Source organism: Oceanobacillus sp. FSL W7-1293, from assembly GCF_037969815.1.
Classification (GTDB): domain Bacteria; phylum Bacillota; class Bacilli; order Bacillales; family Amphibacillaceae; genus Oceanobacillus; species Oceanobacillus oncorhynchi.
This window is the reverse complement of the sequence record NZ_CP150212.1, coordinates 1990343-2015376: the sequence shown is the minus strand read 5'-3', so window position 1 is coordinate 2015376 and position 25034 is coordinate 1990343. Positions and strand designations below refer to the sequence as shown.

Genomic DNA, 25034 nt, shown 5'->3' with positions numbered 1-25034 from the left:
ACTCCTTGGAATCATTGTCAAATTCGGATTATAAATCAGCTTAGCCCCTCTCTTATTTGAACCAGCATAAAATTAGCTTCAATATCCTTTTTGAATATCTACCTTATTTTCCAAGTCCTGCCCTGCTTCCACTCTTTTCAGCGTGTCAACAAAGCAATCCGCTGCTTCTTTTGCCGTTGTGACAGCAGATATATGAGGTGTTATTGTAATAGCTGGATGCTCCCAGAATGGATGCGATACAGGCAACGGTTCTTCATGGAAAACATCCAGTACAGCAAACCGTACTTGCTCCTTCTCCAAGGCAGCCAGCAAATCTGCTTCAGCAACAGACCTTCCTCTGCCTGCATTGATAAATCCAATATTGTCCGTTTGATCAAATAAGCGTTTATCAAATAAATCTGCTGTTTTCTCTGTTAACGGCAATGTATTGATTACATAATCCGCTTCTTTTATAAATGAAAATTGCGAGTCAATAGCTGCAACTTGGTTAAAAGGTGCCTTCTGCTTTCCGCTTAAAGAAATGCCGTAAACCTTCATTCCAAATCCGGATAGAATCTCTGCCAGCCTACTGCCGATTTCACCGGTTCCATAAATCACTGCTGTTTTCTCACTCAATAATATAGGAGAAAATTCCTTCCAGACCTTCTCTTCTTGCTGGGCTGCAAACGTCTGATGCGCTTGGGTATCCCTTAACATATAGCTTAAGCAATATTCCCCGATGCGCTGTCCAAACGAGCAGACAGTACGTGTTAATAATACTTTTTCATTCCAATTCTGATCATACAAAAATCCATCGACACCGGCGCCTAGAGAATGTACCCATTTCACTTTGCCGTAGTCCGTATCCTTCCGCAGCTGAAACCCGCAAAGAGCATCCGCCCATTCCAGGTCTTCTTCCGTTATAGCGTCCTCTGTTATGTAACGAATTTCTTTATCCAGCTTATAATGTGCTATGTGTTTTTCTAATTCCTTTATTAACGGACTGGCAATAATTATTTTTTGGATGTTCATATTAATCTTCTCCCTTCTCTCTTTATTATAGAGGATTATTTTATTTTTTGAAAAATATCCATCATAATACTTTTATAATTCTGTTATTTATTTGGAAATACTCTATCCAAAATATATCCCGTTAAATAGGACTAGTCAATATATGTAAATATTGATATACTGAACATTTCATATTCAAGTATATAGGAGTTTACAAATCATGAAAGATGTTTTTTTAACGGTATTATTTTGCATGATAGCTTCCATTGCCGTCATAACCTTTTTCCCTTTTATAGCCAACCTGTTTACTGTTGGGAACTTACGTGGATTCTTTGATTTAACTATTTTCTTTCTGCTGGTCGTGATATTAAAGATTTCACTTGATAACAAAAAGAATCATGAAAAATGATGAATCACAGAAGTGTTGTCAATCAAGAAATCCAGCAGGTTGACTTTTCATTTTTAATCGTTTACTATTGTTGTTAATTTAAAATCTAATTCGATGACGGGAAAGAGTAATTATCTCCTTCTTATCTACAGAGAGTTGACCCTGTGCTGAAAGTCAACGTTAAGAAAGCTAATGAAAATCCTCCCTGAGAAGCAAAGTTGAAATGTACATTAAACTTTGACGGCATTCTACCGATATCCAGAACGCGTATGATAGTACGTAGTGAAAATCCATTCCGAAAACCACTGCTTATGTTGGTTTTTTTATTTTTATGAAGAATGTAAGCCTCCCGATTCTCTCTGCGCAGAATCGGGATTTTTTAATTTTGATAATGAGGTGAAAAAAATTGAAGGAATCAAGTGCAGCTCGTGAATTAAGAATTCGAAACCAATGGGAAAGAGATCATACTTTCCAGCACTCTATTTCCAACAGAGAAGGTAAAGAAACCTTTGTTTTTTACGAAGGACCGCCGACAGCTAACGGATTGCCGCATGCCGGCCATGCTCTAGGCAGAACCATCAAGGACTTTGTAGCAAGATATAAAACCATGTCAGGCTATCAGGTTTTACGAAAAGCTGGCTGGGATACCCATGGATTACCTGTTGAACTGGAAGTAGAAAAGCAATTGAATATCCGCGGCAAGGAACAAATTGAAGAATATGGTGTGGAGAACTTTATCGCGAAATGTAAAGAAAGTGTTTTTACCTACGAAAATGAGTGGAAGCAATTCACCGATGCGCTTGGATATTGGGTAGATATGGAGAACCCTTATGTCACACTGAACAATGCGTATATCGAATCGGTCTGGCATATCCTTTCTGACATTCATAAGAAGGCTTATTTATATCAAGGTCATCGTGTTGTTCCTTATTGCCCCCATTGTGAGACGTCGCTAAGTTCTCATGAAGTGGCTCAAGGGTATAAAGACGTCACTGATTTATCTGCTACTGCCAAATTTCAGGTAAAAGGAAAAGATAATGAATATCTATTAGGCTGGACAACAACACCTTGGACACTTCCAGCCAATGTGGCTCTCGCAGTGAATCCGGAAATGGAGTATATGCGTGTGCAGCAGGGAAATGAAATATATATCGCAGCAAAATCATTAGTCCAAGATGTGATGAAGGAAGACTATAACGTCTTAGAAATTATCAAAGGACAGGATTTAATTGGTCTCTCCTACCATCCTCCATTCGATTTTATCACTGTTTTTAACGGATATGTCGTGATTGGTGCAGATTTTGTGACAGATACAAGCGGAACTGGGATTGTTCATGTAGCACCGGCACATGGAGAAGATGACTATCAAGCGGTTCAGGAGAATCATCTTGATTTTGTTCATGTTGTTGATACAAAAGGACAGTACAAAGATGTAATTACACCACTGGCAGGGAAATTTGTGAAGGACTGTGATATAGATATCATCAAAATGCTCGCTGAAAAAAACCTGCTATTTGATAAAGAAAAGTACGAACACAGCTACCCGCATTGCTGGCGCTGTGATACCCCCCTTCTCTATTATGCTATGGAAGGATGGTTTATTAAGACAACAGCGGTCAAAGAAAAAATGATAGAAAATAATCAAGGGGTGGAGTGGTTTCCTGCTCATATGAAAGATGGCAGATTTGGTAACTTCTTAGAGAATATGGTTGATTGGAATATTGGCCGGAACCGTTACTGGGGAACACCGCTTAACGTATGGATCTGTGATTCCTGCGATGCCCAAAAATCACCGGGTTCCATCAAAGAATTAAGAAAACTGTCTATCGATTCAATCCCTGAAGATATCGAATTGCATAAGCCTTATGTAGATCATATTCATTTTGCTTGTGACTGTGGAGGAAAAATGCATCGGACCAGTGAAGTAATCGATGTCTGGTTTGACAGCGGCTCGATGCCGTTTGCTCAGTATCATTACCCTTTTGAAAATGAAGCATTATTCCAAAGCCAATATCCTGCTGATGTTGTTATCGAAGGAGTTGATCAGACAAGAGGCTGGTTCTACAGTTTATTAGCCGTATCCACCTTATTCACTGGAAAATCGCCGTACAAACGTGTACTTTCACTAGGGCATATTCTAGATGAAAATGGGCAAAAAATGTCTAAAAGTAAAGGTAATGCTTTATCTCCTATGGAGTTAATCAATGAATTTGGCGCAGACGCACTCAGATGGGCTTTACTTGCAGACAGCTCGCCATGGAATAATAAACGCTTTTCCAAAAAGACAGTCAGCCAAGCAAAATCAAAAGTGCAGGATACACTTCTAAACGTGTATTCCTTCTATCAAATGTATGCCAAAATCGATAACTTTCAACCAGAAAAAGATACTGGCGGTCATCCAACTACACTTGATAAATGGGTACTTTCTCGTTTGAATTCCGTTATTCAAGAGGTTACTCAAAGCTTGGATGCCTATGATATCACTAAAGGAGCAAGAGCCATTTCATTATTTATCGATGAACTCAGCAACTGGTATGTCAGACGTTCCCGACAGCGATTCTGGAGTGAAGGAATGACGAAGGATAAGCAGGCAGCATTCCATACTCTTTTTGAAGTTCTGACAAAGCTGTCGCAAATCATGGCTCCTTACACACCGTTTATGACAGAAGAAATTTACTCTGATTTAACCGGTTTAAGTGTCCACTTATCTGATTTCCCTCAATCTGATCAAACACAGATTGATACAGAACTGGAAAAAGATATGCACGCCGTATTACAGATTATCGAGCAAGGGCGTTCCCTGCGTAATGCAGTGGAAATGAAAACAAAGCTCCCTTTAGCCCAACTGATTGTAATGTCAAAAGAAAGAACGGATCTGTCTGGATTAGAAAACTACAACTCCATTATCAAAGAAGAGCTGAATGTCAAGAATGTCCGATTCAAGCAGCTGGATTATCAGCTATTACAATTCGTTCTTAAATTAAACTTTTCAGTAGCTGGTCCAAAGGTTGGCAAGGCTGTCGGTGAATTAAAAAAGAAAGTAGAAGCTTTAAGTAATGCCGATAAAGAAAAATTCATCGCAGACAAGGAATATCCGTTTACCCTGCAATCTGGGGAAACAGTCACTTTGACTACAGAAGATGTACTGATTGAGAAAAAAGGAGCGGACGGATTTGTGTTAGCTGAAGGAAGTACGTTTATGACGTTGTTGAATATCCGTTTAACCGAGGAATTAAAGGAAGAGGGCTTTGTCAGGGAGTTTGTCCGCGCTGTACAGACTTACCGCAAAGAGTTGAATCTTCCTGTTGAACAGCGTGTACAGTTGTTCGTCCATATGGATGAAGCTTTGCAAAGCATTTTAACAAAATTTGATAAGCTGGTGCATCAGCATCTCATCCTCGATTCGATTCAGTTTGAGAAAAAGGCTGAGATGAAGTCATTTAAAGTGGAAGGATATGAGATAGCTTTATTTATTCAGGATTAGTGAGAAAAAAAGCAGATTGTTTTGATCTGCTTTTTTCAATTTCCCCTATAGATAAGAAAACAGATGAATTGACTTTAGCATTTTAACGAAACTGGTCTTATCAATACATCTAAAATTCATCTTCTAATTATCAGCTTAAGCTAAATTATCTAAGCATTAAAACCAAATATCACTAACCTGATGACCGGATTGAATTGGGTCTGTAGGATCCACTCCCAGATTCATTAAGCCAGTTATCCATGCTTGCCCCGATAGCTTAGGAACAATAGCTTCTTTATCCTTTACTTTAGAAAGGGATATGATTTTACTATTAAATTTGGTTCCAGTAATCGATTCATTTTCAAATTCTTCATCAACATCAATTAATCCCTTTGCATACATCACTGCCAAACGTGCACTGGTTCCAGTACCACATGGTGACCGATCCATTCTTCCATGTAAAACAACCGTACCATTTTTACTGATAACACCAGCTTGAGAGCGTTTTAAAGGCCCTTCAAAAATAATATTAGACACATTTCGAATTTTGCTGTTCTCTGGATGAACAACCGTTAACTGTTCATTTACGGCTTTTTTGATTTTTTGACCAACTAAACACATTTCATGCGCTTCATCTGGTGTAATATGAAACCCTAACGCTTGCGCATTCACATGCGCAAACATCATTCCTCCATAGGATGTGTCAACCTGAATATCCCCTATCCCTTCTACCTTTACAGGGGCATTCAAATGTATTGCAAAAGCCGGAACGTTTGTTAGCTCTACCTTCTTTACTTTTCCATCTTCGCACACACATTTTACTTTAATGAGTCCTCCAGGAGCTTCTAAAACTAATTCAGTCACCGGCTCTTTCATAGGAAGTATTCCATTTTCTAATAAAACAGTAGCTACACAAATTGTATTTGAACCTGACATCGGCGGATATTCTGTGCTCTCCAAAATAATATAGCCCATATCTGCTTCTGGATTAGCAGGAGGCACGAGAATATTTGCATTATGGAATGGACCGCCACGAGGTTCAAAAAGTAATAATTTTCTTATGTCATCCATATGTTTCTCGAAATATTCTTTTTTCTCGAACATGGTATCACCAGGTATAGGCGGGATACCTCCTACTACCACGTTGCCTACTTCCCCTTCTGCGTGAGCACCGACTACATCAATTTTACGCGACCATTTCATGAAACTCCTCCTTCATAGTTTGAAAGCGAGTCTTGCTTTACATGATGAAGCTGCGAATTCTCCATGGAAGGAAGAATTCGAGCTTCATAAAGTTAAATTGTTTCAACATATAAGCAAACGCTTACAAAAATTCAAATAACCTTTGTCCCGCTTTTAGATGACTGGGAAGCTTCTTCTTGCCGCGTTTCCCAATAATCCGCATTCTTGATTCCTAGCTTTACTGGATCAAAAACAGGATCTTTACCTGCTTTTTTCTGTTCTTTATAATCCTTTAAAACCTTGAGTGCTACCCCAGATAACAGCAACGTACTGATCAAGTTCAAATATGCCATGCTTCCTAATCCGATGTCTCCCATTGCCCATGCTGTAGATGCGGAAACAATAGCGCCGACAAAGGCAAAAATAAGTATACCTATACGTAACGGAAATAAAAATAATTTTTCCTTTTTATTGGAATGGCCAATAATATACGTAGCACTAGATTCTGTCTTGTAATAGTAGGTTATCATAGTGGTAAAACAAAAGAAAAATAAGGCAATAGCCATAAAAGCAGATCCAACACCTGGCAAAACGGTATCTACTGCCAGCTGCACATTTACTGAGCCAGCTTCTACACCTGGAACATTAACGACAGATGCTGCCCCTTCTACATTGTACATCCCTGTAATAAGAATCATAAAAGCAGTTGCCGAGCATATAATCCAAGTATCAACATACACGGCCAGTGCCTGAACCAGTCCCTGCTTTGCCGGATGCGATACTTCTGCAGCAGCTCCTTCGTAAGTTTCTGAACCTGCTCCTGCAGCATTCGAGAAAAATCCTCTTTGAACCCCCCACGATATAGCTGCTCCAATCATACCTCCAAATGTTGCTTCAGCCCCAAAAGCGCTTGATATAATCAATGAAAATAAATCTGGAATAGCCCGAAAATTAAATCCTAAAATAATAATACAGACTATAATGTAACCAATTGCCATAAAAGGTACTAAATACTCCGCAGTTTTAGCAATTCTTTTTACACCGCCAAAGACACATAACCCCATTAAAAGAACAAGGATAATCCCAATAACATATGGCGGAATCCCAAAAGCTCCCTCCATTGAAGCCGCAATCGTATTAGATTGAATATTCATCAGGAAAAATCCTGTTGCCAAAGTTGTTAATATTGCAAAAATAATACCCAGTTTTCTAAATCCAAGACCTTTTTCAATAAAATATGGCGTCCCGCCACGCAATTCTCCATTCACTTTACTTTTATAAACCTGCGATAATGTAATTTCAATAAAACTTGTAGCTGCTCCAAAGAAAGACATTACCCACATCCAAAATACTGCTCCCGGTCCCCCAAGTGTGATTGCTGTTGCAACTCCTGCAACATTACCAGTTCCGATTCTGCTCCCCAGTGACATTGAAATTGCCTGGAAGGAAGACACGCCGGATTCAGAAGATCTTCTCACAAACATTAGCTTGATCATATCTTTTAAATGTGTCACTTGCACAAATCTGGTCATAATAGAAAAGAATAAACCAATCACTAAAAAACTGAAAATAAAATACTGATTCCAGACAGCTCCGCTTAACCAATCTATAAATGCGCTCATATAACTCTCCCTTATCTATTTCAGATTTTTTAATCTTACTAATTTCCTCTGTTAGCAGTTATCTAAAGTCATTCGATTCTATTGGTTTTCTATAACTATGTCCGAACTAAATACATTTTCTCTATCCTGGAAGTGATCCATAATTATTTTCGTCACATCTTTTGGACTTGCGTAGCTTTTCCGTTCTGCCGGCTCATCCTCCCGCCAGAGGCTGGTGTTCATATTTCCCATGTATGCCGCAAGTACCCTAATATCTGTGTCTTTTGTTAAATCCGTTAATGCTTCTGAAAACCCCCGCATTCCAAATTTACTGGCACTATATATGATTTCATCTGCTTTGGCAGTTTTGCCAGAATTGGAAATAATATTTAAAATATCTCCCCCATTCCTGCGTTGCATATCTGATAAAACCTCTTTGGTGCAATAAATTGCTCCTTTTACATTTGTATCAATCAACAAATCAACTTCTTTGTTATCCATTTCAGCTAATGATTTAAAAATACCAACTCCGGCATTATTTACGAGACAGTCTATCGTATCATGTGATTCATATATTTTTTTGAACACTTCTGTTACACCTTTGGATTCTGTAATATCCACTTCATATATGGAGGATTTTCCTTTGATTTTTTGCGATGCCTTCTCCAATTTATCAAGTGTTCTTCCCAACAGACACACTTCATAATCAAGTTCAGAAAAAGCATATGCTAATTCTGAACCCAAACCGCTCCCTGCTCCTGTGATAACCACTGTTTTCATAAAATCGACCACTCCTAAAAACCGAATGAACCCGTATGCTTTCTTAACCTGTCCCACCGGAATCTAAAGACATCATTAAACTAAACTGGACCAATCAGCAAACGCTTACAATAAACTAAATAACCTTTCTTTCTTTTTTAGCTGGCTGCACACTTTCCTCTTGTGCCGGTTCCCAAAAATCCGCATTTTTAATTCCAGCTTTCACCGAATCAAATACTGGATCTTTTCCTTGTTTTTTCTGCGCATCATAATCCTTTACTGCCTTTAAGACTGGCTTTGTCAGAAATAGCAATGCTATCATGTTTAGCCAAGCCATGACCCCAAATCCTAAGTCGCCAAAACTCCATGCCAGGGCAGCTGAATTTGTACTATTATAAAAAACGGTGACTAAAAGCCCACATTTCAATACTGTTAATGGCCACTGCAGCTTCTTTTTACGGTTACGGTTAAGATAGGCCAGACTGGTTTCCGCTTTATAGGAGTACGTAATCAAACTGGTAAAAGCAAAGAAGAAGATCGCAACAGCAACGAAAGGACCCCCGAATCCCGGTAAAATCGTTTCAACGCTTAATTGGACATTGTTGGAACCTGCTTCCACAGCACCAATATTGTTCTCAACCACTGTGCCATCATCCAGCTGAACATTATACATTCCAGTAATCAAGACCATAAATGCAGTAGCAGAACAAATAACCAGGGTGGTGATATACACGGATAATGCTTGCACTAATCCTTGTTTAACAGGATGGGAAACCTCTGCTGCTCCTGTTTCAAAGGTTTCACTTCCAAAGCCGGCAGCATTCGAAAAGGCTCCTCTTTGTACGCCCCAGGCGATTGCTGAACCTATGATTCCGCCAAATGTAGCACTTGGATTGATTGCGCTGGAAACAATTAATGAAAGTACATCTGGTATGGCTGTAAAATTAACAGCTAAAATAACAACACATACACCGATATAACCAATTGCCATAACTGGAACAATCGTCTCCGCTGTTTTTGCGATTCTTTTTACCCCTCCAAAAATAACAACAGCCAGTAAAATCACGAGTAACGTACCTGTTATTGCCGGAGCTATACCAAATGCGTCATCAAGAGAAAGCGCTATAGTATTTACTTGAATCCCCGGGACAAGAATCGTCATAGAAACCATTGTCACGGCTGCAAATATGACGGCAAACCATTCTTTCTTTAACCCTTTGCCAATATAATACGGGACGCCTCCGCGGTATTCCCCATCCTGCTTCACTTTATAAATCTGTGCAAGCGTGGTTTCCATAAAAGCAATACTGGCAGAGAAAAAAGCCAAAATCCACATCCAGAATACAGCTCCCGGCCCCCCTAATGTGATTGCAGTCGCTACACCGGCTATATTACCAATACCAATTCTGCTTCCAATCGACATCGATAATGCCTGAAACGAAGAAATACCTGCCTCCGACTTTCCGCCAGTAAATGTCAGTTTAAACATGTCCTTAATATATCGAAAATGAATGAAACGCGTTGCTATGGAGAAAAACAATCCCAGTGCCAGAATAAAAATAACCAACGCTGGACTCCATACAACATCGTTTAATCGCCCTATAAATTCACCCATGTTATCCCCCTTGTTCACGGGCCTAAAAACTAGAATCCATTTTAGGCCCCGTACCAGAAAATCGGTTAATATACTTTATATGCCTGACCCGTTTGCGCTCCAAAGACACTTTTTCGATAAGCTAAGCCAATCCGTTTGGAAGAAACAGGTTCGAACCCTTGGAATAGTTTACCATATTTTTCTTTTGATTTCTCCAGCATCGATGGACTGACATGATTGATCCGGATTCCACGCGGCATTTCAATGGCTGCTGATTTCACAAATGCAGTTACTCCGCCATTCGCCATTGCCGATGAGGATGCTGTTTTCAATGGATCATCCATTAAAACACCCGTTGTCAGCGTAATGCTTCCGTTATCTCTCAGATAATGTAAACCAATTAACACGAGGTTAACCTGTCCAAGCTGCTTGCTGTTTACCGCAATCATATTCTGTTCCGGTGTCAGTTCATCCACTGTGGCAAAATGGGCCGAACCTGCAGCGCAAATGATGCCATCCACCTGTCCTACCTTTTCAAAAAGCGCTCTGATGCTTTCTTCTGAAGTAATATCTACTGGATATTCTGAAGAATTCCGGCTTGCTTGGATAATTTCTGCGTCATCCTTTAATTCTTCATACGCTACTTCTCCGATGGATCCGGTTGCTCCGATTAATAGTATTTTCATATGACATGTCTCCTTACCTTTTCCATTTTAAGCATTTTGTTGATAATCTTGATACAATGTTTCTCTTTCCTTTTCAATTTCTGGATGAAATTGAATTAAGGCGGCTGCTCTTACCTTTTTTACATTTTGAATTGCGCGATTTATACGCTCTGTTATTGCGGGATTTTCTCCAATTACTTTCGATGCTATATTTAATCCGGCGACTTCCCCTTGTGCCATGGCAACCTTTGAGCTTTCTACTCCTGTGATATTGCCAGATACATATAAATCAGGGAGTGTTGTCTCCATTTTTTCATTATGAACCGGAATATGTCCTCCTAATGCTTCGACATATTTAAAGGAACAACCGACAACAGAAGCCAGCTCTGCCATTGGCGTCAGTCCCCCTGAAATACAAACCACATCAGCTGTTTCCGTCTTTTCTGTTCCTGGAATGGGTTCGCCTGCTGTGTTTATTTTTACGGTTTTCACTCCTTCAACAACATCATCCCCGATAATCTCTGTTACAGCCGTTTTTAATTTGATTGGAATCCCATTCATTTTCAATCCATTACTTGGATAAAATTTTGTCGCAAAACTCACGGGCACATGTTTTCCCAGCCTGCCCAGCTGTTTTAGTAAAGGAGAAGGAGCCAGATGGGTCAAGCGCATTAATGACGCTAATACTTCCTGCGGCTGACCAGCTTCCTTTCCTATCTGTTCGGTTACTGGTAAAATAATGGCCTTCACATCTACGCCGCACAGCTTTAACTCATTGGCAATGGCCATCGATAATACATTCGCTCCGATGATAATACAAGAATTCCCCGGCTTTACCCTGTGGACATTCCCCATTACCTGTGCCGCTCCAATTGACATTACCCCTGGAAGCGTCCACCCCGGCAGCGGAATATGTGTTTCACTTGCGCCTGTTGCCAACAGCAGATGCACTGTATCGATAGTGCCGCTGGAAGCATAAATTCTCCAGCCAGCTTCTATTTTTTCCAAATTATAAACGGATGTTTCACATTCTATTTCCACACCTAGAGATACAGCTCTATCTACCAGATTTTCAGATTCTTGGATGCCATTCCACCACTCCCCGTTCGGCTCCTCATGCAATTGACCTAATAACCTGCCTCCCGGGCGGGGAAATTCATCGATCACCTTAACGGCTACTCCATTTTCTGCGGCTGCTATTCCTGCTGTTAAACCCGCTGGACCAGCACCGATAATCACCAAATTCCACATAACCATCACTTCCTTAAAGAATAAACAGTCATCCCATCCTTGACAGCAGTTACACAAGCCCGGACAACTTGCCTGTCCTCCAGCTGAACTCTGCATTCAAAGCAATGACCGATATTACAATAGATTCCTCTGCCTTTTCCGCTTACATCATGCTTTCGTAATTCTCGATATCCTTCTGCTAATAATGCTGAAGCAATGGTATCTCCTTCAAGCGCTTCTATCGTTTGATTATTAAACGTAAAGGTTAATTTGTTTTTATTCGATAAAGGCCCTAAAATCGGGTGCTCCTCAATCCTCACTGACATGATTCATCCCTCCCAGAGTGCCAAATGATACTGGTCTGACCGGCGGACGATAGCTGAGAGAAATGTCATCTGTCCTTGGAGCAGATTCATGGGACTGAACAATTTGATCAATCATGCTCCGGCACGTTCTTCCTCCGCAATATCCCATCCCTGCTCTTGTTCTCAGCTTCACTTCACGAGAGGAACAATGGTAATGATCTATCGTCTGATTAATTTCTTTTAATGTTATCTCTTCACATCTGCAAATGATGATATCTTCATCCGCCATCCGTACTCCTCCTTTGTTTTAAATAAAACCATAATACGGTTTCTGAGCCGTTGCCATATGCGCCCATCGAATCATTGTAATAAAATCAAAAACGGGCAATCCGACTGCTTGTTGAATTGCTGCGGCATAGGGAGGCAAATCACTGCATTCCAGCAGGATAGCCCCAATATCCGGATGATCCTCCACCAGCTCTTTTGCTGCTTGAACAACCTCTTCTCTAACTACACCGTTGTCAAAGCTTCCTCTGCTTTCCACAATGGCAGAGAATTCCGGTAATTTCCCCAAGTCTTTTACCACGACATCATCTACATTGGTTACTCCACAGCTGTCAAACAGACTTTCCGTTATGCCATCACTGTCTGCTGTCAGCATGCCAATACGCTGATGGCTTTTTAATCCTGTTTTAATCCATAGGATCTGGACAACACTCGACATAAAGACGGGGATGTCTACTGCATCGGCAACCTGCTTTTGATAATTCCCAAAGAAGCCGCATGCTCCGCAAATGACTCTTGCTCCCTCTCTTTCCAGCTGCTGTGCTGTTTGAATCACATCGTCCACCAGCGTCGGGTCGCCAACGTGAATTCTATCCTGTGTACAATTTGGAACAACCCGTGGCACAACAGGAAAATCATAGGTGGATAAATTAGCTACGTTGCCAGGTAATACCGGGTACCAGCAATCATCCAGGAATAGAATTCCTACGGAGAAACCCGCTACATATTGCCCTTTTTTCATTTCAATCAGCTGACTGTGATCCGATTTCACAAAGCCATATTCTCGATTTCTGCTGCTCGCCATATTTTTTCCTCCATCATCTCAATTCAAAGCAGCGGCACAGAGAAATCAAACAAAATATATTTTTATGCTGTTTTTCTCTGTGCCTTTGCCTGCTAAAAACCTAAACCGGCTTTACTTCATAGCCTAATTCTTTTAATGTTTTGCTCATCTTCTCTTTTAGCTCCTCGGAAGCTGGCACTAATGGTTTCCGTACGGTTCCGCCTTCCAGGCCAATAATATCTAAACCGGCTTTCACAGGACCAGGTACCGGCTCTGCTTCCACATAATCATATAGCGGAAGTAAACGCTGATTGATAGCTAATGCGCCGTCGATATCTTTTTCCTTTGTAAATAACTCGTACATTTCTACGATTTCTTTTGGAACCAGATTGTGAATAATTCCTGTCGCCCCGTGTCCACCTACAGATAACGTCGGCAGAATCAGGTGTTCAAATCCGGTTAATACAGTAAAGTCATCGTTATCCTTGGTTAAAGCAATCACTTTACAAGTATGCTCCTGGTCTGTTGTATTTTTGACCGCTACAATTCCTTCCTCTTCACTTAATTCCGTAATAAATTCAGGGGAAAGCTCTACATTGGTTGCTGCAGGATAATGATAGATAACAATCCCTATTCCTGCTTCGGCAGCTAATTTTTTATAATATGCTTTCATTCCTTCTTCACTTGTTGTCATATAATATGGTGTTACGACAAGCGCACAATCCGCGCCAACTTCTGCTGCATATTTTGTCAGCTCCAGCGTTTCTTCTTCCCGGTGCGCACTCGTACCTGCCATGACAGGCACACGTCCGCCGGCATATTCTACCGCTGCTTTTAATAGACTCTTTCTTTCTTCTAACGACATCAGCGAATATTCTCCTGTGCTTCCTCCAGCAAGCAGGCAGTGTACTCCGCCGTCAACCAGGTGATTAATCAAGCCTTGATAGGCAGAAAAGTTAATCGATCCGTCCTCATTAAATGGTGTTGGCATTGCAGGTATCATTCCAGTTGGTTTATACATCATTCATTCCTCCAATAATTAAATAGTTTGTAAGATTTCTTCTTGCGCTTTATATCTTGAAAATTTCAAGCGATCAATATTAAATTCGGTTTCTTTTCCTGAAATAAGCTCTGTCATCATTTTCCCGGTAATTGGTGCCATACTGATTCCGTCACCCTCATGGCCGCTGGCAATATAGAAGCCCGGCACCTCATCTACCTCGGATACAATCGGCAAATGATCCACTACCCATGGGCGGATGCCGGCATAGGCACGTATACAATTGACATCCTTTAAAATCGGCAGGAAACGCGTTGCCCGTTCGGCAATTCCCCGCATCACATCATGTTCCGCACTGGTATCATAGCCTTTAAATGCGCGATGTCCGCCTACTAAATAATTACTTGCTTCTGTCGGTTCAATGGTAAAGGCAATATTATAATCTTCTACGAGTTTACTGACATTTCTTTTGTAGTTGATATCTTCAAATTTAGAGAGCATATAGCCAAATTCATGTACTTTTTGATGAACGATCCTGTCTGTCCGTTCTGTTACAAGGACCATTCCTTTTCTTGGCCGAATCGGAATGTCTATCCCGACCATTTCCCCAATATGACTTGCCCAGACACCGGCGCAATTGACCACATTTTTCGTATATAACGTTGTGGTACTGGTTTTCACAGACTCTACAGAGCCATCCGGACCCTGTGCGATTTCTTTTACTTCCTGATTCGTAAAGAGCTGCAATCCGTATTTTTTTGCTTCTTCAATAAAGGCGTAGCAAACGAGATATGGATTCATCGTAGAGTCAACCTCTGTCCAGACACCGCCTGCCAAATCGTTAGCCAAATGCTTTTCGATATCCGGAAGCTCCTCTTTACTTACCATCTTCATATCGTAGCCGGCAGCGACCTGCTGCTTGACATACCCATTTGCAATTTCCAATTCCTGTTCTGTTTCACAAACATACAGGCTTCCCCGGGAGAAAAACTCGTAATCAAAAGAGAATTCTTTTGCTAATTCTTTATACAGCTGAATACTTCGAAAGCCGATTTCTGTATCAATTCCCGGTTTCTTATCACAAATGAGGGCAACAGCATCACATCTGCTCGACGTACCAGCCGCTATATCTCCCTTCTCCACCAAAGCAACTTGGTACCCTTCTTTAGAGAGGTAATAAGCTACACTTGAACCAATAATGCCTCCGCCGATAACAACCACATCAAAACTATTCAATCTGCCACCTCCTTTTTAAAAATAGATTGATAGATTAACTGTCTGCATTGGAGTAAGCGCCTGAAGGCTTCACTTCTAAAGCAATGTTGACCTGCTTTTTATACAGATACTCTTCAAAGCCATATGTGCCTAAATCTCCGCCAATTCCACTCTGCTTATAGCCGCTCCAAGGAGCTTCATTGAATGTTGGATGATAGCTGTTCACCCAGGTAATTCCTGCATGTAATCCGCGAATCACCCGCTGCGCTTTCGCACCGTCATTCGTAAACACCGCTGCCGCCAATCCAAAATCCGTTCCATTTGCCAGCTCCAGTGCTTCTTTCTCTGTTTCAAATACTTGAATAACCAGTACTGGTCCAAAAATTTCTTCCTGTACAATCCGCATGTCTGGTGTTGTATTTGCAAAAATCGTCGGAGCTACATAATTCCCTTCTGCAAGAGAACCGTCTGTTAAACGTTCTCCGCCGCATAATAATTCTGCGCCTTCATCCAAGCCGACCTTGACATATTCAAGAACAGAATCGGCATGATCCGGAGAAATAAGCGGCCCCATTTCAGTTTGCGGGTCCCATCCCGGCCCAATCTTGATTTTGTTCGTACGTTTTACTAATTCATCAACAAATTTCTCATAGATACTTTTCTCTAAAATTAACCGGGAGCCTGCAGAGCAAACCTGCCCCTGTCCGGCGAAGATGCCCAGCATGGCATAATCGACTGCCGTTTCAAAATCCGCATCAGCAAATACGATATTGGGAGATTTTCCTCCCAGCTCTAAGCCGACTTTTTTAATGGTATCCGCTGCATCCTTCATAATTTGCTTCCCGGTATCTGTTCCGCCGGTAAACGATATTTTATCGACATCCTTATGCTGTACTAATTGATTGCCGATCACAGAGCCTGGACCCAACACCAGATTCGCTACCCCGTCTGGAAAACCGACCTCATCGATAATTTCAAATAATCTCAACACAGTTAACGGCGTTTGAGAAGCTGGTTTTACCACCACGGTACACCCTGCAGCAAGCGCGGCTGACAGCTTTTGCGCAGCCATCACCAGCGGAAAATTCCACGGAACAATAATGCTGACCACGCCAACCGGCTCCCGAATCACCATGGCCTGAATTTCATCAGGCACCTCATAGGTTTGACCATGCGGCTGCATCGCCAGCCCCGCATAATACTTAAATTGATGAATGGCATCCTCTACATCGACAATGGAATCCTCATAGATTTTTCCGTTGTTTAATGTTTCTAATTTTGCTATTTCCTCTTTCCGCGCCTCCAGCTTCTCTGCTACATTCAATAGCAGGTCAGCCCTTGTTCTCGCATAGGCTTCACGCCAGCCATCTTCATAGAAGGCTTTTCTGGCAGCTTCGATTGCTTTGTCTGCATCTTCTGCGCCGCCGTCAGCAACTGTTGCAATGACTTGATTGTTTGCCGGATTATAAACCTTTCTGGATTTTCCGGTACTCCCGCTGGTCCACTCCCCAGCGATATACATATTCTGAACTTCTTCCGTATCTTTTAAAACTGCTTCAAATGCTGCTGCGTCACTCATGATACCTTCCTCCTTTGTATCTATCTTTGAAGAATCCAATCAATTCAACTATGAAATGCTCTCCGTCACTGTTTTGACGATGAATTGATAATCCTCTTCTGTAATACTGAGCGGTGGAGCCAGCTGAAGAATATTATTAAAGCCGGCAACCGTATCCCCATTTTTACCAACCAGCAATCCGCTTTGCTTACATTTAGCTACGATCTGATTGATTTTATCGACATGAATTGGTTCCTTTGTCTGTTTATCCTCTACCAGCTCTATTCCCAGCAGCAAGCCTTTCCCGCGGACATCCCCGACATTGGGATGCGTTAATAAATCTTGAAAATCTTCTAGTAATCGTGCTCCCAGCTGTTCCGACTGCTGGAAGAGATTTTCCTCTTCCATAATTTCAATATTCTTTAAAGCTACAGCACAGGCTGCTGGAGACCCGCCGTACGTATTCACATGACGGAAACGATCGTATATATCTTCGCCGTCAAATTGCTCAAAAATTTCTCTTCTGACTGCAGTAGCTGATAGAGGCATATAACCGCTTGTAATTCCTTTTGCCATCGTAATAATGTCCGGTTTCACATCGTAATTCATAAATCCGAACGGTTTGCCCGTCCTGCCAAAGCCGCAAATAACTTCATCGACAATCAGTAATGCTCCATGCGCCTCACAGATTTCTTTGACCCGCTTCAAATAATTCTCAGGCGGCATCAGGATGCCTCCTCCGGTAATAATCGGCTCCATAATAACACCGGCGATGGTTGAGCTAAGCTCCCATGTCATTAATTCATTAATTGCTTCCGCAGAGGATAAGGTCTTCTCATCGTCCGGGTTGCGATAAAGATCAGGCGGTGCTACATGCAAAAATCCTTGTGCTAACGGCTCATACTTATATTTTCTTTCAGCCTGGCCGGTTGCAGCCAGTGCTCCCATGGTATTTCCATGATAAGCACGATACCTGGAAATAAATTTTGTCCGTTGTCCTTCTCCTTTATGCTGATGGTATTGCCTCGCTATCTTAAAGGCTGTTTCATTTGCTTCTGAACCGCTATTGGAGAAAAAGAACACGTAATCATCTTCTAGAAAACTGTTTAACTTTTCAGCCAATTGAATCGCCGGCTGATGACTATGTGCCAGGGGAAAATATGCCAGCTTTTCCAATTGTTCATATGCTGCCTGTGCAATTTCCGTCCGTCCATAACCGGCGTTGACGCACCATAACCCAGACATTCCATCTAAGTATTTATTTCCGTCAATATCTGTCACCCACGCTCCTTCAGCAGTTTCCGCAACCAGAAGATTCGGATCGGGTTTAGACCCTTTCATTGCATGCCAGAGCTGTTTAGCATCTTTTTGCTTAATATCATTTGCTTGATTCATCGATTGAAGCATTGGCCAACCTCCTTATCCACTTAATAACGCGCCGTCACCATTTTCTTTCGCGTATAAAATTGAACACCGTCCTTGCCATTTGCATGTAAATCTCCATAAAATGAATTCTTATATCCTGAAAACGGGAAGAATGCCATTGGAGCAGGAACGCCTAAGTTAATCCCTAGCATCCCGGAGTCTATCTCCTCTCTGAACGTTCTTACGGCCTTTGCGCTATCTGTGTATAAGCAGGCTCCATTCGCAAATTCCGATGCATTCGCTACTTCGATTGCTTCATCAATCGTATCCACACGTACAACCGAAAGCACTGGCGCAAACATTTCATCTTCCCAAATTTTCATATCGGTGCGAACATGATCAAATATCGTTGCCCCGACAAAATATCCATCGCTGTCTTTCTTATCTTCTCTGCCGTCTCTCAGTAAGGTTGCCCCTTCTTCTAAACCGGTTTCAATATAATCTAACGTTCTTTGCTTTTGTTCTTTCCGGATAACTGGTCCAAGAAAAGATGCTTTATCCGCCCCGTCTCCGATAACCACATTATCTGCTGCCTGCTTCAAGCGTTCCGTCAGTTCATCTGCAACATCGCCAACAGCAACCACTACAGAGGCTGCCATACATCGTTGCCCTGCTGAGCCAAATGCTGCAGCAGTAATATTTGATACCGCATTATCTAAATCTGCATCTTCTAACACAATGCTGTGATTTTTAGCACCGGCTAGCGCCTGGACACGCTTTCCATTTGCTGCAGCTGTCTGATAAATATATTTTGCAACAGGCTGAGACCCGACAAATGATACCGCTTTAATTTTTTCATGTTGTAAAATTCCATTCACAACATCGTTGGAACCATGCACAATATTCAATACGCCGTCAGGCAAACCGGCCTCTTTAAAAATTTCAGCCAATCGGTTGGCAAGCAATGGCGTTTTTTCAGATGGCTTTAAAATAAATGTATTCCCGCAGGCAATAGCTAACGGAAACATCCAGCATGGAACCATCATCGGAAAATTAAATGGTGCAATCCCGCCGACGACTCCAATCGGATAGCGGTACATTCCCGATTCAATTCCTGTAGCGATGTCCGGCAGATGCTCTCCCATCATCAAGGTTGGAGCACCAGCAGCAAATTCCACGCATTCAATTCCTCTTTGTACCTCGCCCGTTGCATCATCAAATGTCTTTCCATTTTCTAATGTGATGATTTCAGCAAGCTCTTCCCTGTTTTCAATTAATAATTGCTGATATTTAAACAGAATTCGCGCTCTTTTTGGAACAGCAACTCTTCTCCATTCTTTAAAAGCAAGCTCCGCTGATTTGACAGCGCTATCAATTTCTTCAAAACCTGAAATCGGAACCTTGCCAATTTCTTCTCCCGTGGCCGGATTAAAAACTTCTGTATAATTTCCTGAAGTGGGTTCTACCCATTCTCCATTTATAAAATTTCTTATTTGCTCCACCGTTTTTATTGTCGACATCGTTTGCCTCCTTAATTGGAATTTGTTTGACATATTCTCATTTTATTTAGATAATTAGCATAAGTAAAATAAATATTCATTATGTCTACCATTCAAAAAAATGATAGTAAGGAGCATGCCCATGACATTGCAGCGATATGAAATATTTAATAAAGTAATCCAGCTGAAAAATATCAGCAAAGCAGCAGATGAACTTCATCTTACGCAGCCTGGACTTAGTAACGCCATTAAAAGTTTGGAATCTGATTTAAATTTAAAATTATTGAATCGAAACAGAAATGGAATTACCTTAACCAAAGAAGGAGAAAAAATTTATCAGTATACGTTGCAGATAGAAAAAATGAATGAGGCGTTAATGCAGGAAGCAAGCCATTTGAATGGGTTGAAGACCGGAACGGTGAATGTAGGTTCTTTTTCCAGTGTGACAGGCAATTGGATTCCTGATATTGTAATGAAAATGCAGGAGGAGTATCCAGGAATTGAAGTGAATATTCATGAAGGTGATTATGAGTCCCTTGAAAAAAGGGTGCTGACCGGGGAATTGGATTGTTGTTTTAATACACCGATTGAAAACAGCGGACTAACCTTTACACCGCTTAAAAAAGATGAATTATTTTGTATTGTTTCCAATCAGCATCCCTTACATTCCAAAAATGAAATCAGTGTAAAGGAGTTGTCTTCCTACCCATTTATCAAACCCAAAAAGAGCTGGGATGATGAAATCAACGGTCTGTTTTCAAAATATAACCTGTCTCCTAATATAAAATATGAAGTTTCAGAAGATTTGCCGATTATTGCGCTGGTTGAAGCAAATCTCGGAATAAATATTAGACCGGAGTTAGTACTGCAAAGAGAAAAAACATCTAAAAGTATTCGGATTATCAAATTAAAAGAGGATGCTTATCGAATTATAGGACTATGTACGCCAACTAGCCCGTCCCATGCTACGCAGCTTTTTGTCTCTATTACCAAAGAACTTTATGAAGAACCTTTTCAATTATAAAGACGTCCTTATTTTCATATTTTTATTGCCCATACGAAAGCAGACCAATTACAGCTAAATTGATCTGCTTTCTATTTGTCTAGTTAAACTATAATTTTTAAATTGCTTAATAAACCTTATAAGCCTGGCCAGTCTGCGCACCAAAAACGCTCTTTCGATAAGCTAAGCCAATCCGTTTGGAAGATACAGGTTCAAATCCTTGGAATAGTTTACCATATTTTTCTTTTGATTTTTCCAGCATTGATGGACTGACATGATTAATCCGAATTCCACGCGGCATTTCAATGGCTGCTGATTTCACAAACGCGGATACACCTCCATTGGCCATCGCCGATGAAGATGCCGTTTTCAATGGATCATCCATCAAGACACCTGTTGTCAGCGTAATGCTTCCGTTGTCTCTCAGATAATGTAAACCGATTAATACTAAATTCACCTGTCCCAGCTGCTTGCTGTTTACCGCAATCATGTTCTGTTCCGGTGTCAGTTCATCTACGGTTGCAAAATGAGCGGAGCCTGCTGCGCAAATGATGGCATCTACCTCGCCCACCTTTTTAAAAAGCACTTTAATGCTTGCTTCAGAGGTAATGTCTACTGGATATTCTGAAGAATTCCGGCTTGCTTGGATGATTTCTGCATCGTCTCTTAATTCTTCATACGCTACTTCTCCGATGGATCCAGTTGCTCCGATTAATAGTATTTTCATGATTATCTCTCCACTTCTAAACCATAGTTCTAATTTTCTGTGTACAGTATCTCATAGTGTTTTATAAAATGCATAGATTCTAGCTCATCATATTTTTATATAACTATTCAACAAAACAAGTTTATTTCTCTGCCTTATTGATTTACGATTGAATTATAAAACGAAACTTCACTCAGTGGGAATTTTACAGACGGTTCTCCGTGCTAAATTTTGAAAAGTGGTGCAAATAAGAGCTCCTATTATTTAAAGCAATAAATAAAAAACTCCATCCATCTTATATATATTTCTAAAAGGCATAAGATCAATGGAGCAGTTTATATTCACTTTATAAACAAACTTAATATTAAAACAACTGCTAAACCAGTTAATCCGACTAACGTTTTCATAACTGTCCAAGACTTTAACGTGTCGGCCACACTCATTCCAAAATATCTATTTGCCATCCAAAAACCAGAATCATTCACATGAGAAAAAGCAGTTCCTCCACACGCAATTGCTATTACTACTAATCCTAACATTGGTTCGCTGACATCAAAATGTTGTATCAGCGGAGAAACTAAACTGGCAGCAGTAATCATGGATACTGTTCCTGATCCCTGTGTAATTCGAATTAATGCTGCTGTGATAAATCCGAATAAGAGAATCGGCATATTAATTTGCTGCATCGCCTCTGCAAGAATGTCTCCGATTCCAGTAGCTATTAAAGTCTGGCCAAATACTCCCCCGGCTCCTGTTATTAAAATAATTATCCCAGCAGGCTCTAAAGCTTTCGTTGTGATTTGTTGAAGTTCCCCTTTGGTAAATCCCCTTCTAGTGCCATATAACCATATGGTTAAAAGGCTTACAATTAATAAGGCAATGATAGGATTTCCAATAAACATCAAAATTTCTCTAAATATATTCCCTTCATTCAATAACAAATCAGCCGTAGTATTTCCTAAAATTAAAATCAGCGGTGCAATCAACATAATAACTACGCCGGCAAATCCAGGCAGTTTTTCTGGATCATAATTCACTTCTGATTCTTTAAAATGTTCAGGGACATCTACATGAATTCTTTTCGATATAAATTTACCAAAAAGCGGTCCGGCAATTATCATGGCTGGTATACCTGCGATTGCCCCAAATAAAATGACATAACCCAGGTCCGCACCAATTATACTGGCAGTTGCAATTGGTCCAGGTGTTGGAGGAATAAATGTATGCGTAACACTCAAACCAGCCGTTAAAGGAATTCCATAATAAAGTAATGATTTTTTAGATTTCCTCACCAAGGCATAGGTTAAAGGGACCAATATTACAATAGCAACATCAATAAAAACAGCAATAGAAATCAGAAATCCGCTTGCCCCTAGCGCCCAGACAATATTCTTTTCTCCAAATTTGTCCATCATGGTCAAAGCCAATTTTTCAGATGCTCCTGATGCTCTCAACACTTCCCCGAATATTGTTCCAATTCCAATAATTAATGCCACAAAACCCAGCGTACCGCCCATCGCATCTTCGATATGTGCCAATAATTCTTGCGGCGGCATGCCAACAGCTAACCCTACAAATAAGCTGGCTATAATCAAGGCTAAAAAGGCTTGAAGCTTTGTTCTAATAATTAAAAATAGTAATATTACCATCGCCAGTATTCCTACCGTAATAATCCATGCAGTACTTTCCATAAAATATTTATCCTCCTTCTTTTATAGACTGCTTTATTCAAGGGGGTTTTACTAGATTACTATTATTTAAGGGAGTAAAAAATCAAAATCACACCCCTCTGAGGCTTGAAGAACATGATTCCTGTATAACTGCGGATAGCCTCGCCCTTCTTTAAATACAGGAGGCTTCCAAAACTCTTTTCTCTTTTGTAATTCATCCTCAGAAACCAGCACTTCAAGAATCCCATTTTCTATATCCAAATGTATCTTATCACCATTTTTTAAAAGACCCAACGGCCCTCCCACAGCGGCTTCAGGTGCAGCATGAAGAACCACGGTACCGGAAGCAGTTCCACTCATCCGGCAGTCTGAAATTCGAACCATATCTCTGATTCCTTCTTTTAAAAGTTTTTTGGGAATAGGAATCCCTCCCGCTTCTGGCATTCCAGGCGCACCAACGGGGCCGGCATTTCTTAATACCAAGACGTTGCTTTCATCTACCTGCAAATTATCATCATTTATTTTCTCCTCCATCTCTTGAATGGAATCAAATATGATAGCTTTTCCAGTATGCTTCATTAATTTAGGGTTTGCTATTGCTTTGGGCTTTATAATCGCCCCGGAAGGTACTAGATTCCCTTTTAATAATTTAATCCCTCCATTTTTATAAAGCGGCTTATGAAATGGTTTAATTATTTTTCTATATTCTTCTATTACTTCTGCACCTTCAATATTTTCTCCAAGCGTTTTATTCGAAACAGTTAATTCTTCTAAATGCAGCAATTTTTTTAACTCTGTTAATAATGCAGAAACGCCTCCCGCATGATAAAATTCTTGCATTTGGAATTCTCCTGCCGGTCTTAAATTAGCTAATATCGGAGTTCTTTGCGATATCTTTTCAAAGTCATCTAATGTTAAATCAATCCCAAGTCTTTTAGCTATTGCTATTAAATGTATAACCGTATTGGTTGAACCGCCTACTGTCATCAAAGTAGTGATAGCGTTTTCAAATGAATTTTTCGTAATAAAATCGGCAGGTTTTATATCTTTTTCCACTAAATTAACGATAGCTTTCCCTGTTTCTTTTGCCATTCTTAATCGTTCATTCACTGTAGCTGGGGGAGTAGAGCTTCCTGGAAGCATGATGCCTAATGCCTCTGAACAAGCAGCTATCGTACTCGCTGATCCCATGACCATACAATGTCCATTTGTTGGAGCTAATTGGGCATTTATCTCGGATAATTCTTTCTCCGAGATTGTCCCTGCCTTGTATTCTTGCCAATAATGTCTACAGTCACTGCAAGCTCCCAGAGTCTTCCCTTTATATTCACCATTTTCCATCGGACCTCCAGTAAATAGAATAGCAGGTTTATTGGCACTAAAAGCTCCCATCAATTGTCCTGGGGCCATTTTGTCACACCCTCCAATAAGAACAACACCATCGATAGGCTGTGCACTTATCATTTCTTCCGTGTCCATCGCTACTAGATTTCTATAGAGCATCGTAGTAGGGCTGGTAAACATTTCTCCAACAGAAATCGTTGGAAATTCAAGAGGAATCCCTCCCGCCATTAAAATGCCATTTTTTATAGAATTAATTATCGGTTTTAAATGTGCATGACATCTGTTGATTTCACTAAACGTATTACATATCCCAATAATAGGCTTATTATAATCATTCTCGTCATATCCAAGATTTCTTTGAAACGCCATTTTTATATACTCACTAAATCCTTTGTCTCCATATGATGTAACCCTTTTCAAAACAATTC

Annotated in this window: 21 protein-coding genes; 3 read left to right on the top strand and 18 right to left on the bottom strand. The window is 40.6% G+C overall.

The genetic code is table 11. The annotated features are described in order from the left end of the window. Positions 1–78 precede the first annotated feature (78 nt). Positions 79–1011: a D-2-hydroxyacid dehydrogenase gene (locus MKY65_RS09965; RefSeq protein WP_339184406.1), complete on the bottom strand. Its 933-nt coding sequence runs from the start codon at positions 1009–1011 to the stop codon at positions 79–81. A 199-nt stretch (positions 1012–1210) separates the two neighbouring features. Between MKY65_RS09965 and MKY65_RS09960 the strand changes: the two genes are divergently transcribed. Continuing rightward, on the top strand, positions 1211–1399 hold the full coding sequence (locus MKY65_RS09960; protein ID WP_042533564.1) for a hypothetical protein: 189 nt from the start codon (positions 1211–1213) through the stop codon (positions 1397–1399). Positions 1400–1784: 385 nt separating this feature from the next. Next, a complete protein-coding gene (gene ileS, locus MKY65_RS09955) occupies positions 1785–4862 on the top strand; it encodes an isoleucine--tRNA ligase (RefSeq protein ID WP_339184402.1) in 3078 nt (1025 codons plus the stop codon). A gap of 156 nt (positions 4863–5018) precedes the next feature. Here the strand turns inward: ileS and MKY65_RS09950 are convergent, their stop codons facing one another. The 14 genes from MKY65_RS09950 to MKY65_RS09885 form a co-directional block, all read right to left on the bottom strand. Then, on the bottom strand, positions 5019–6044 hold the full coding sequence (locus tag MKY65_RS09950) for a proline racemase family protein (RefSeq protein WP_339184400.1): 1026 nt from the start codon (positions 6042–6044) through the stop codon (positions 5019–5021). A gap of 131 nt (positions 6045–6175) precedes the next feature. Then, positions 6176–7645 (bottom strand): alanine/glycine:cation symporter family protein, encoded by a 1470-nt coding sequence (locus tag MKY65_RS09945; protein ID WP_339184399.1) that lies wholly within the window; start codon positions 7643–7645, stop codon positions 6176–6178. A 78-nt stretch (positions 7646–7723) separates the two neighbouring features. Next, entirely contained in the window at positions 7724–8404 is a 681-nt protein-coding gene (locus MKY65_RS09940; RefSeq protein WP_339184398.1) for an SDR family oxidoreductase, read from the bottom strand. 115 nt (positions 8405–8519) lie between these two features. Beyond that, positions 8520–9998 carry an alanine/glycine:cation symporter family protein gene (locus tag MKY65_RS09935; RefSeq protein WP_339184397.1) on the bottom strand — a complete coding sequence of 493 codons (1479 nt, stop codon included), beginning with the start codon at positions 9996–9998 and terminating at the stop codon, positions 8520–8522. A gap of 65 nt (positions 9999–10063) precedes the next feature. Continuing rightward, positions 10064–10663 (bottom strand): short chain dehydrogenase, encoded by a 600-nt coding sequence (locus MKY65_RS09930; protein WP_339184396.1) that lies wholly within the window; start codon positions 10661–10663, stop codon positions 10064–10066. Between the two features lie 27 nt (positions 10664–10690). Continuing rightward, entirely contained in the window at positions 10691–11893 is a 1203-nt protein-coding gene (locus MKY65_RS09925) for an FAD-dependent oxidoreductase (RefSeq protein ID WP_339184394.1), read from the bottom strand. A 5-nt stretch (positions 11894–11898) separates the two neighbouring features. Continuing rightward, positions 11899–12198 carry a (2Fe-2S)-binding protein gene (locus MKY65_RS09920; RefSeq protein WP_339184392.1) on the bottom strand — a complete coding sequence of 100 codons (300 nt, stop codon included), beginning with the start codon at positions 12196–12198 and terminating at the stop codon, positions 11899–11901. Next, positions 12182–12466 carry a (2Fe-2S)-binding protein gene (locus tag MKY65_RS09915; RefSeq protein WP_289584645.1) on the bottom strand — a complete coding sequence of 95 codons (285 nt, stop codon included), beginning with the start codon at positions 12464–12466 and terminating at the stop codon, positions 12182–12184. The genes MKY65_RS09920 and MKY65_RS09915 overlap by 17 nt, the downstream gene beginning before the upstream one ends. Before the next feature lie 18 nt (positions 12467–12484). Next, positions 12485–13267: an aspartate/glutamate racemase family protein gene (locus MKY65_RS09910; protein ID WP_339184389.1), complete on the bottom strand. Its 783-nt coding sequence runs from the start codon at positions 13265–13267 to the stop codon at positions 12485–12487. A 100-nt stretch (positions 13268–13367) separates the two neighbouring features. Next, positions 13368–14270, bottom strand: coding sequence for a 4-hydroxy-tetrahydrodipicolinate synthase (gene dapA / locus MKY65_RS09905; RefSeq protein WP_339184388.1), 903 nt, complete (start codon positions 14268–14270; stop codon positions 13368–13370). 15 nt (positions 14271–14285) lie between these two features. Continuing rightward, complete coding sequence (locus MKY65_RS09900) at positions 14286–15482, bottom strand: FAD-dependent oxidoreductase (RefSeq protein WP_339184386.1); 1197 nt, start codon at positions 15480–15482, stop codon at positions 14286–14288. A 34-nt stretch (positions 15483–15516) separates the two neighbouring features. After that, complete coding sequence (locus MKY65_RS09895; protein ID WP_339184385.1) at positions 15517–17040, bottom strand: aldehyde dehydrogenase family protein; 1524 nt, start codon at positions 17038–17040, stop codon at positions 15517–15519. Positions 17041–17088: 48 nt separating this feature from the next. Then, positions 17089–18426, bottom strand: coding sequence for an aspartate aminotransferase family protein (locus MKY65_RS09890; protein ID WP_339184384.1), 1338 nt, complete (start codon positions 18424–18426; stop codon positions 17089–17091). 20 nt (positions 18427–18446) lie between these two features. Continuing rightward, positions 18447–19904, bottom strand: coding sequence for a CoA-acylating methylmalonate-semialdehyde dehydrogenase (locus MKY65_RS09885; protein ID WP_339184382.1), 1458 nt, complete (start codon positions 19902–19904; stop codon positions 18447–18449). Positions 19905–20025: 121 nt separating this feature from the next. On the opposite strand from MKY65_RS09885, the gene MKY65_RS09880 reads away from it, so the two are divergent. Then, positions 20026–20907: a LysR family transcriptional regulator gene (locus MKY65_RS09880; protein ID WP_339184381.1), complete on the top strand. Its 882-nt coding sequence runs from the start codon at positions 20026–20028 to the stop codon at positions 20905–20907. 106 nt (positions 20908–21013) lie between these two features. Here MKY65_RS09880 and MKY65_RS09875 read toward each other — a convergent pair whose 3' ends face one another. The 3 genes from MKY65_RS09875 to MKY65_RS09865 form a co-directional block, all read right to left on the bottom strand. Next, on the bottom strand, positions 21014–21613 hold the full coding sequence (locus MKY65_RS09875) for a short chain dehydrogenase (protein ID WP_339184380.1): 600 nt from the start codon (positions 21611–21613) through the stop codon (positions 21014–21016). A gap of 320 nt (positions 21614–21933) precedes the next feature. Then, positions 21934–23283, bottom strand: coding sequence for a gluconate:H+ symporter (locus MKY65_RS09870; RefSeq protein ID WP_339184378.1), 1350 nt, complete (start codon positions 23281–23283; stop codon positions 21934–21936). A 66-nt stretch (positions 23284–23349) separates the two neighbouring features. After that, complete coding sequence (locus MKY65_RS09865) at positions 23350–25026, bottom strand: dihydroxy-acid dehydratase (RefSeq protein ID WP_339184376.1); 1677 nt, start codon at positions 25024–25026, stop codon at positions 23350–23352. Positions 25027–25034: the final 8 nt, after the last annotated feature.

Excerpts from the sequence above, each read along its gene's own strand:
- MKY65_RS09965 (WP_339184406.1), bottom strand. The coding sequence starts at position 1,011 with ATGAACATCCAAAAAATAATTATTGCCAGTCCGTTAATAAAGGAATTA.
- MKY65_RS09960 (WP_042533564.1), top strand. The coding sequence starts at position 1,211 with ATGAAAGATGTTTTTTTAACGGTATTATTTTGCATGATAGCTTCCATT.
- MKY65_RS09950 (WP_339184400.1), bottom strand. The coding sequence starts at position 6,044 with ATGAAATGGTCGCGTAAAATTGATGTAGTCGGTGCTCACGCAGAAGGG.
- MKY65_RS09945 (WP_339184399.1), bottom strand. The coding sequence starts at position 7,645 with ATGAGCGCATTTATAGATTGGTTAAGCGGAGCTGTCTGGAATCAGTAT.
- MKY65_RS09940 (WP_339184398.1), bottom strand. The coding sequence starts at position 8,404 with ATGAAAACAGTGGTTATCACAGGAGCAGGGAGCGGTTTGGGTTCAGAA.
- MKY65_RS09935 (WP_339184397.1), bottom strand. The coding sequence starts at position 9,998 with ATGGGTGAATTTATAGGGCGATTAAACGATGTTGTATGGAGTCCAGCG.
- MKY65_RS09930 (WP_339184396.1), bottom strand. The coding sequence starts at position 10,663 with ATGAAAATACTATTAATCGGAGCAACCGGATCCATCGGAGAAGTAGCG.
- MKY65_RS09925 (WP_339184394.1), bottom strand. The coding sequence starts at position 11,893 with ATGTGGAATTTGGTGATTATCGGTGCTGGTCCAGCGGGTTTAACAGCA.
- MKY65_RS09920 (WP_339184392.1), bottom strand. The coding sequence starts at position 12,198 with ATGTCAGTGAGGATTGAGGAGCACCCGATTTTAGGGCCTTTATCGAAT.
- MKY65_RS09915 (WP_289584645.1), bottom strand. The coding sequence starts at position 12,466 with ATGGCGGATGAAGATATCATCATTTGCAGATGTGAAGAGATAACATTA.
- MKY65_RS09910 (WP_339184389.1), bottom strand. The coding sequence starts at position 13,267 with ATGGCGAGCAGCAGAAATCGAGAATATGGCTTTGTGAAATCGGATCAC.
- dapA (WP_339184388.1), bottom strand. The coding sequence starts at position 14,270 with ATGATGTATAAACCAACTGGAATGATACCTGCAATGCCAACACCATTT.
- MKY65_RS09895 (WP_339184385.1), bottom strand. The coding sequence starts at position 17,040 with ATGAGTGACGCAGCAGCATTTGAAGCAGTTTTAAAAGATACGGAAGAA.
- MKY65_RS09890 (WP_339184384.1), bottom strand. The coding sequence starts at position 18,426 with ATGCTTCAATCGATGAATCAAGCAAATGATATTAAGCAAAAAGATGCT.
- MKY65_RS09885 (WP_339184382.1), bottom strand. The coding sequence starts at position 19,904 with ATGTCGACAATAAAAACGGTGGAGCAAATAAGAAATTTTATAAATGGA.
- MKY65_RS09880 (WP_339184381.1), top strand. The coding sequence starts at position 20,026 with ATGACATTGCAGCGATATGAAATATTTAATAAAGTAATCCAGCTGAAA.
- MKY65_RS09875 (WP_339184380.1), bottom strand. The coding sequence starts at position 21,613 with ATGAAAATACTATTAATCGGAGCAACTGGATCCATCGGAGAAGTAGCG.
- MKY65_RS09870 (WP_339184378.1), bottom strand. The coding sequence starts at position 23,283 with ATGGAAAGTACTGCATGGATTATTACGGTAGGAATACTGGCGATGGTA.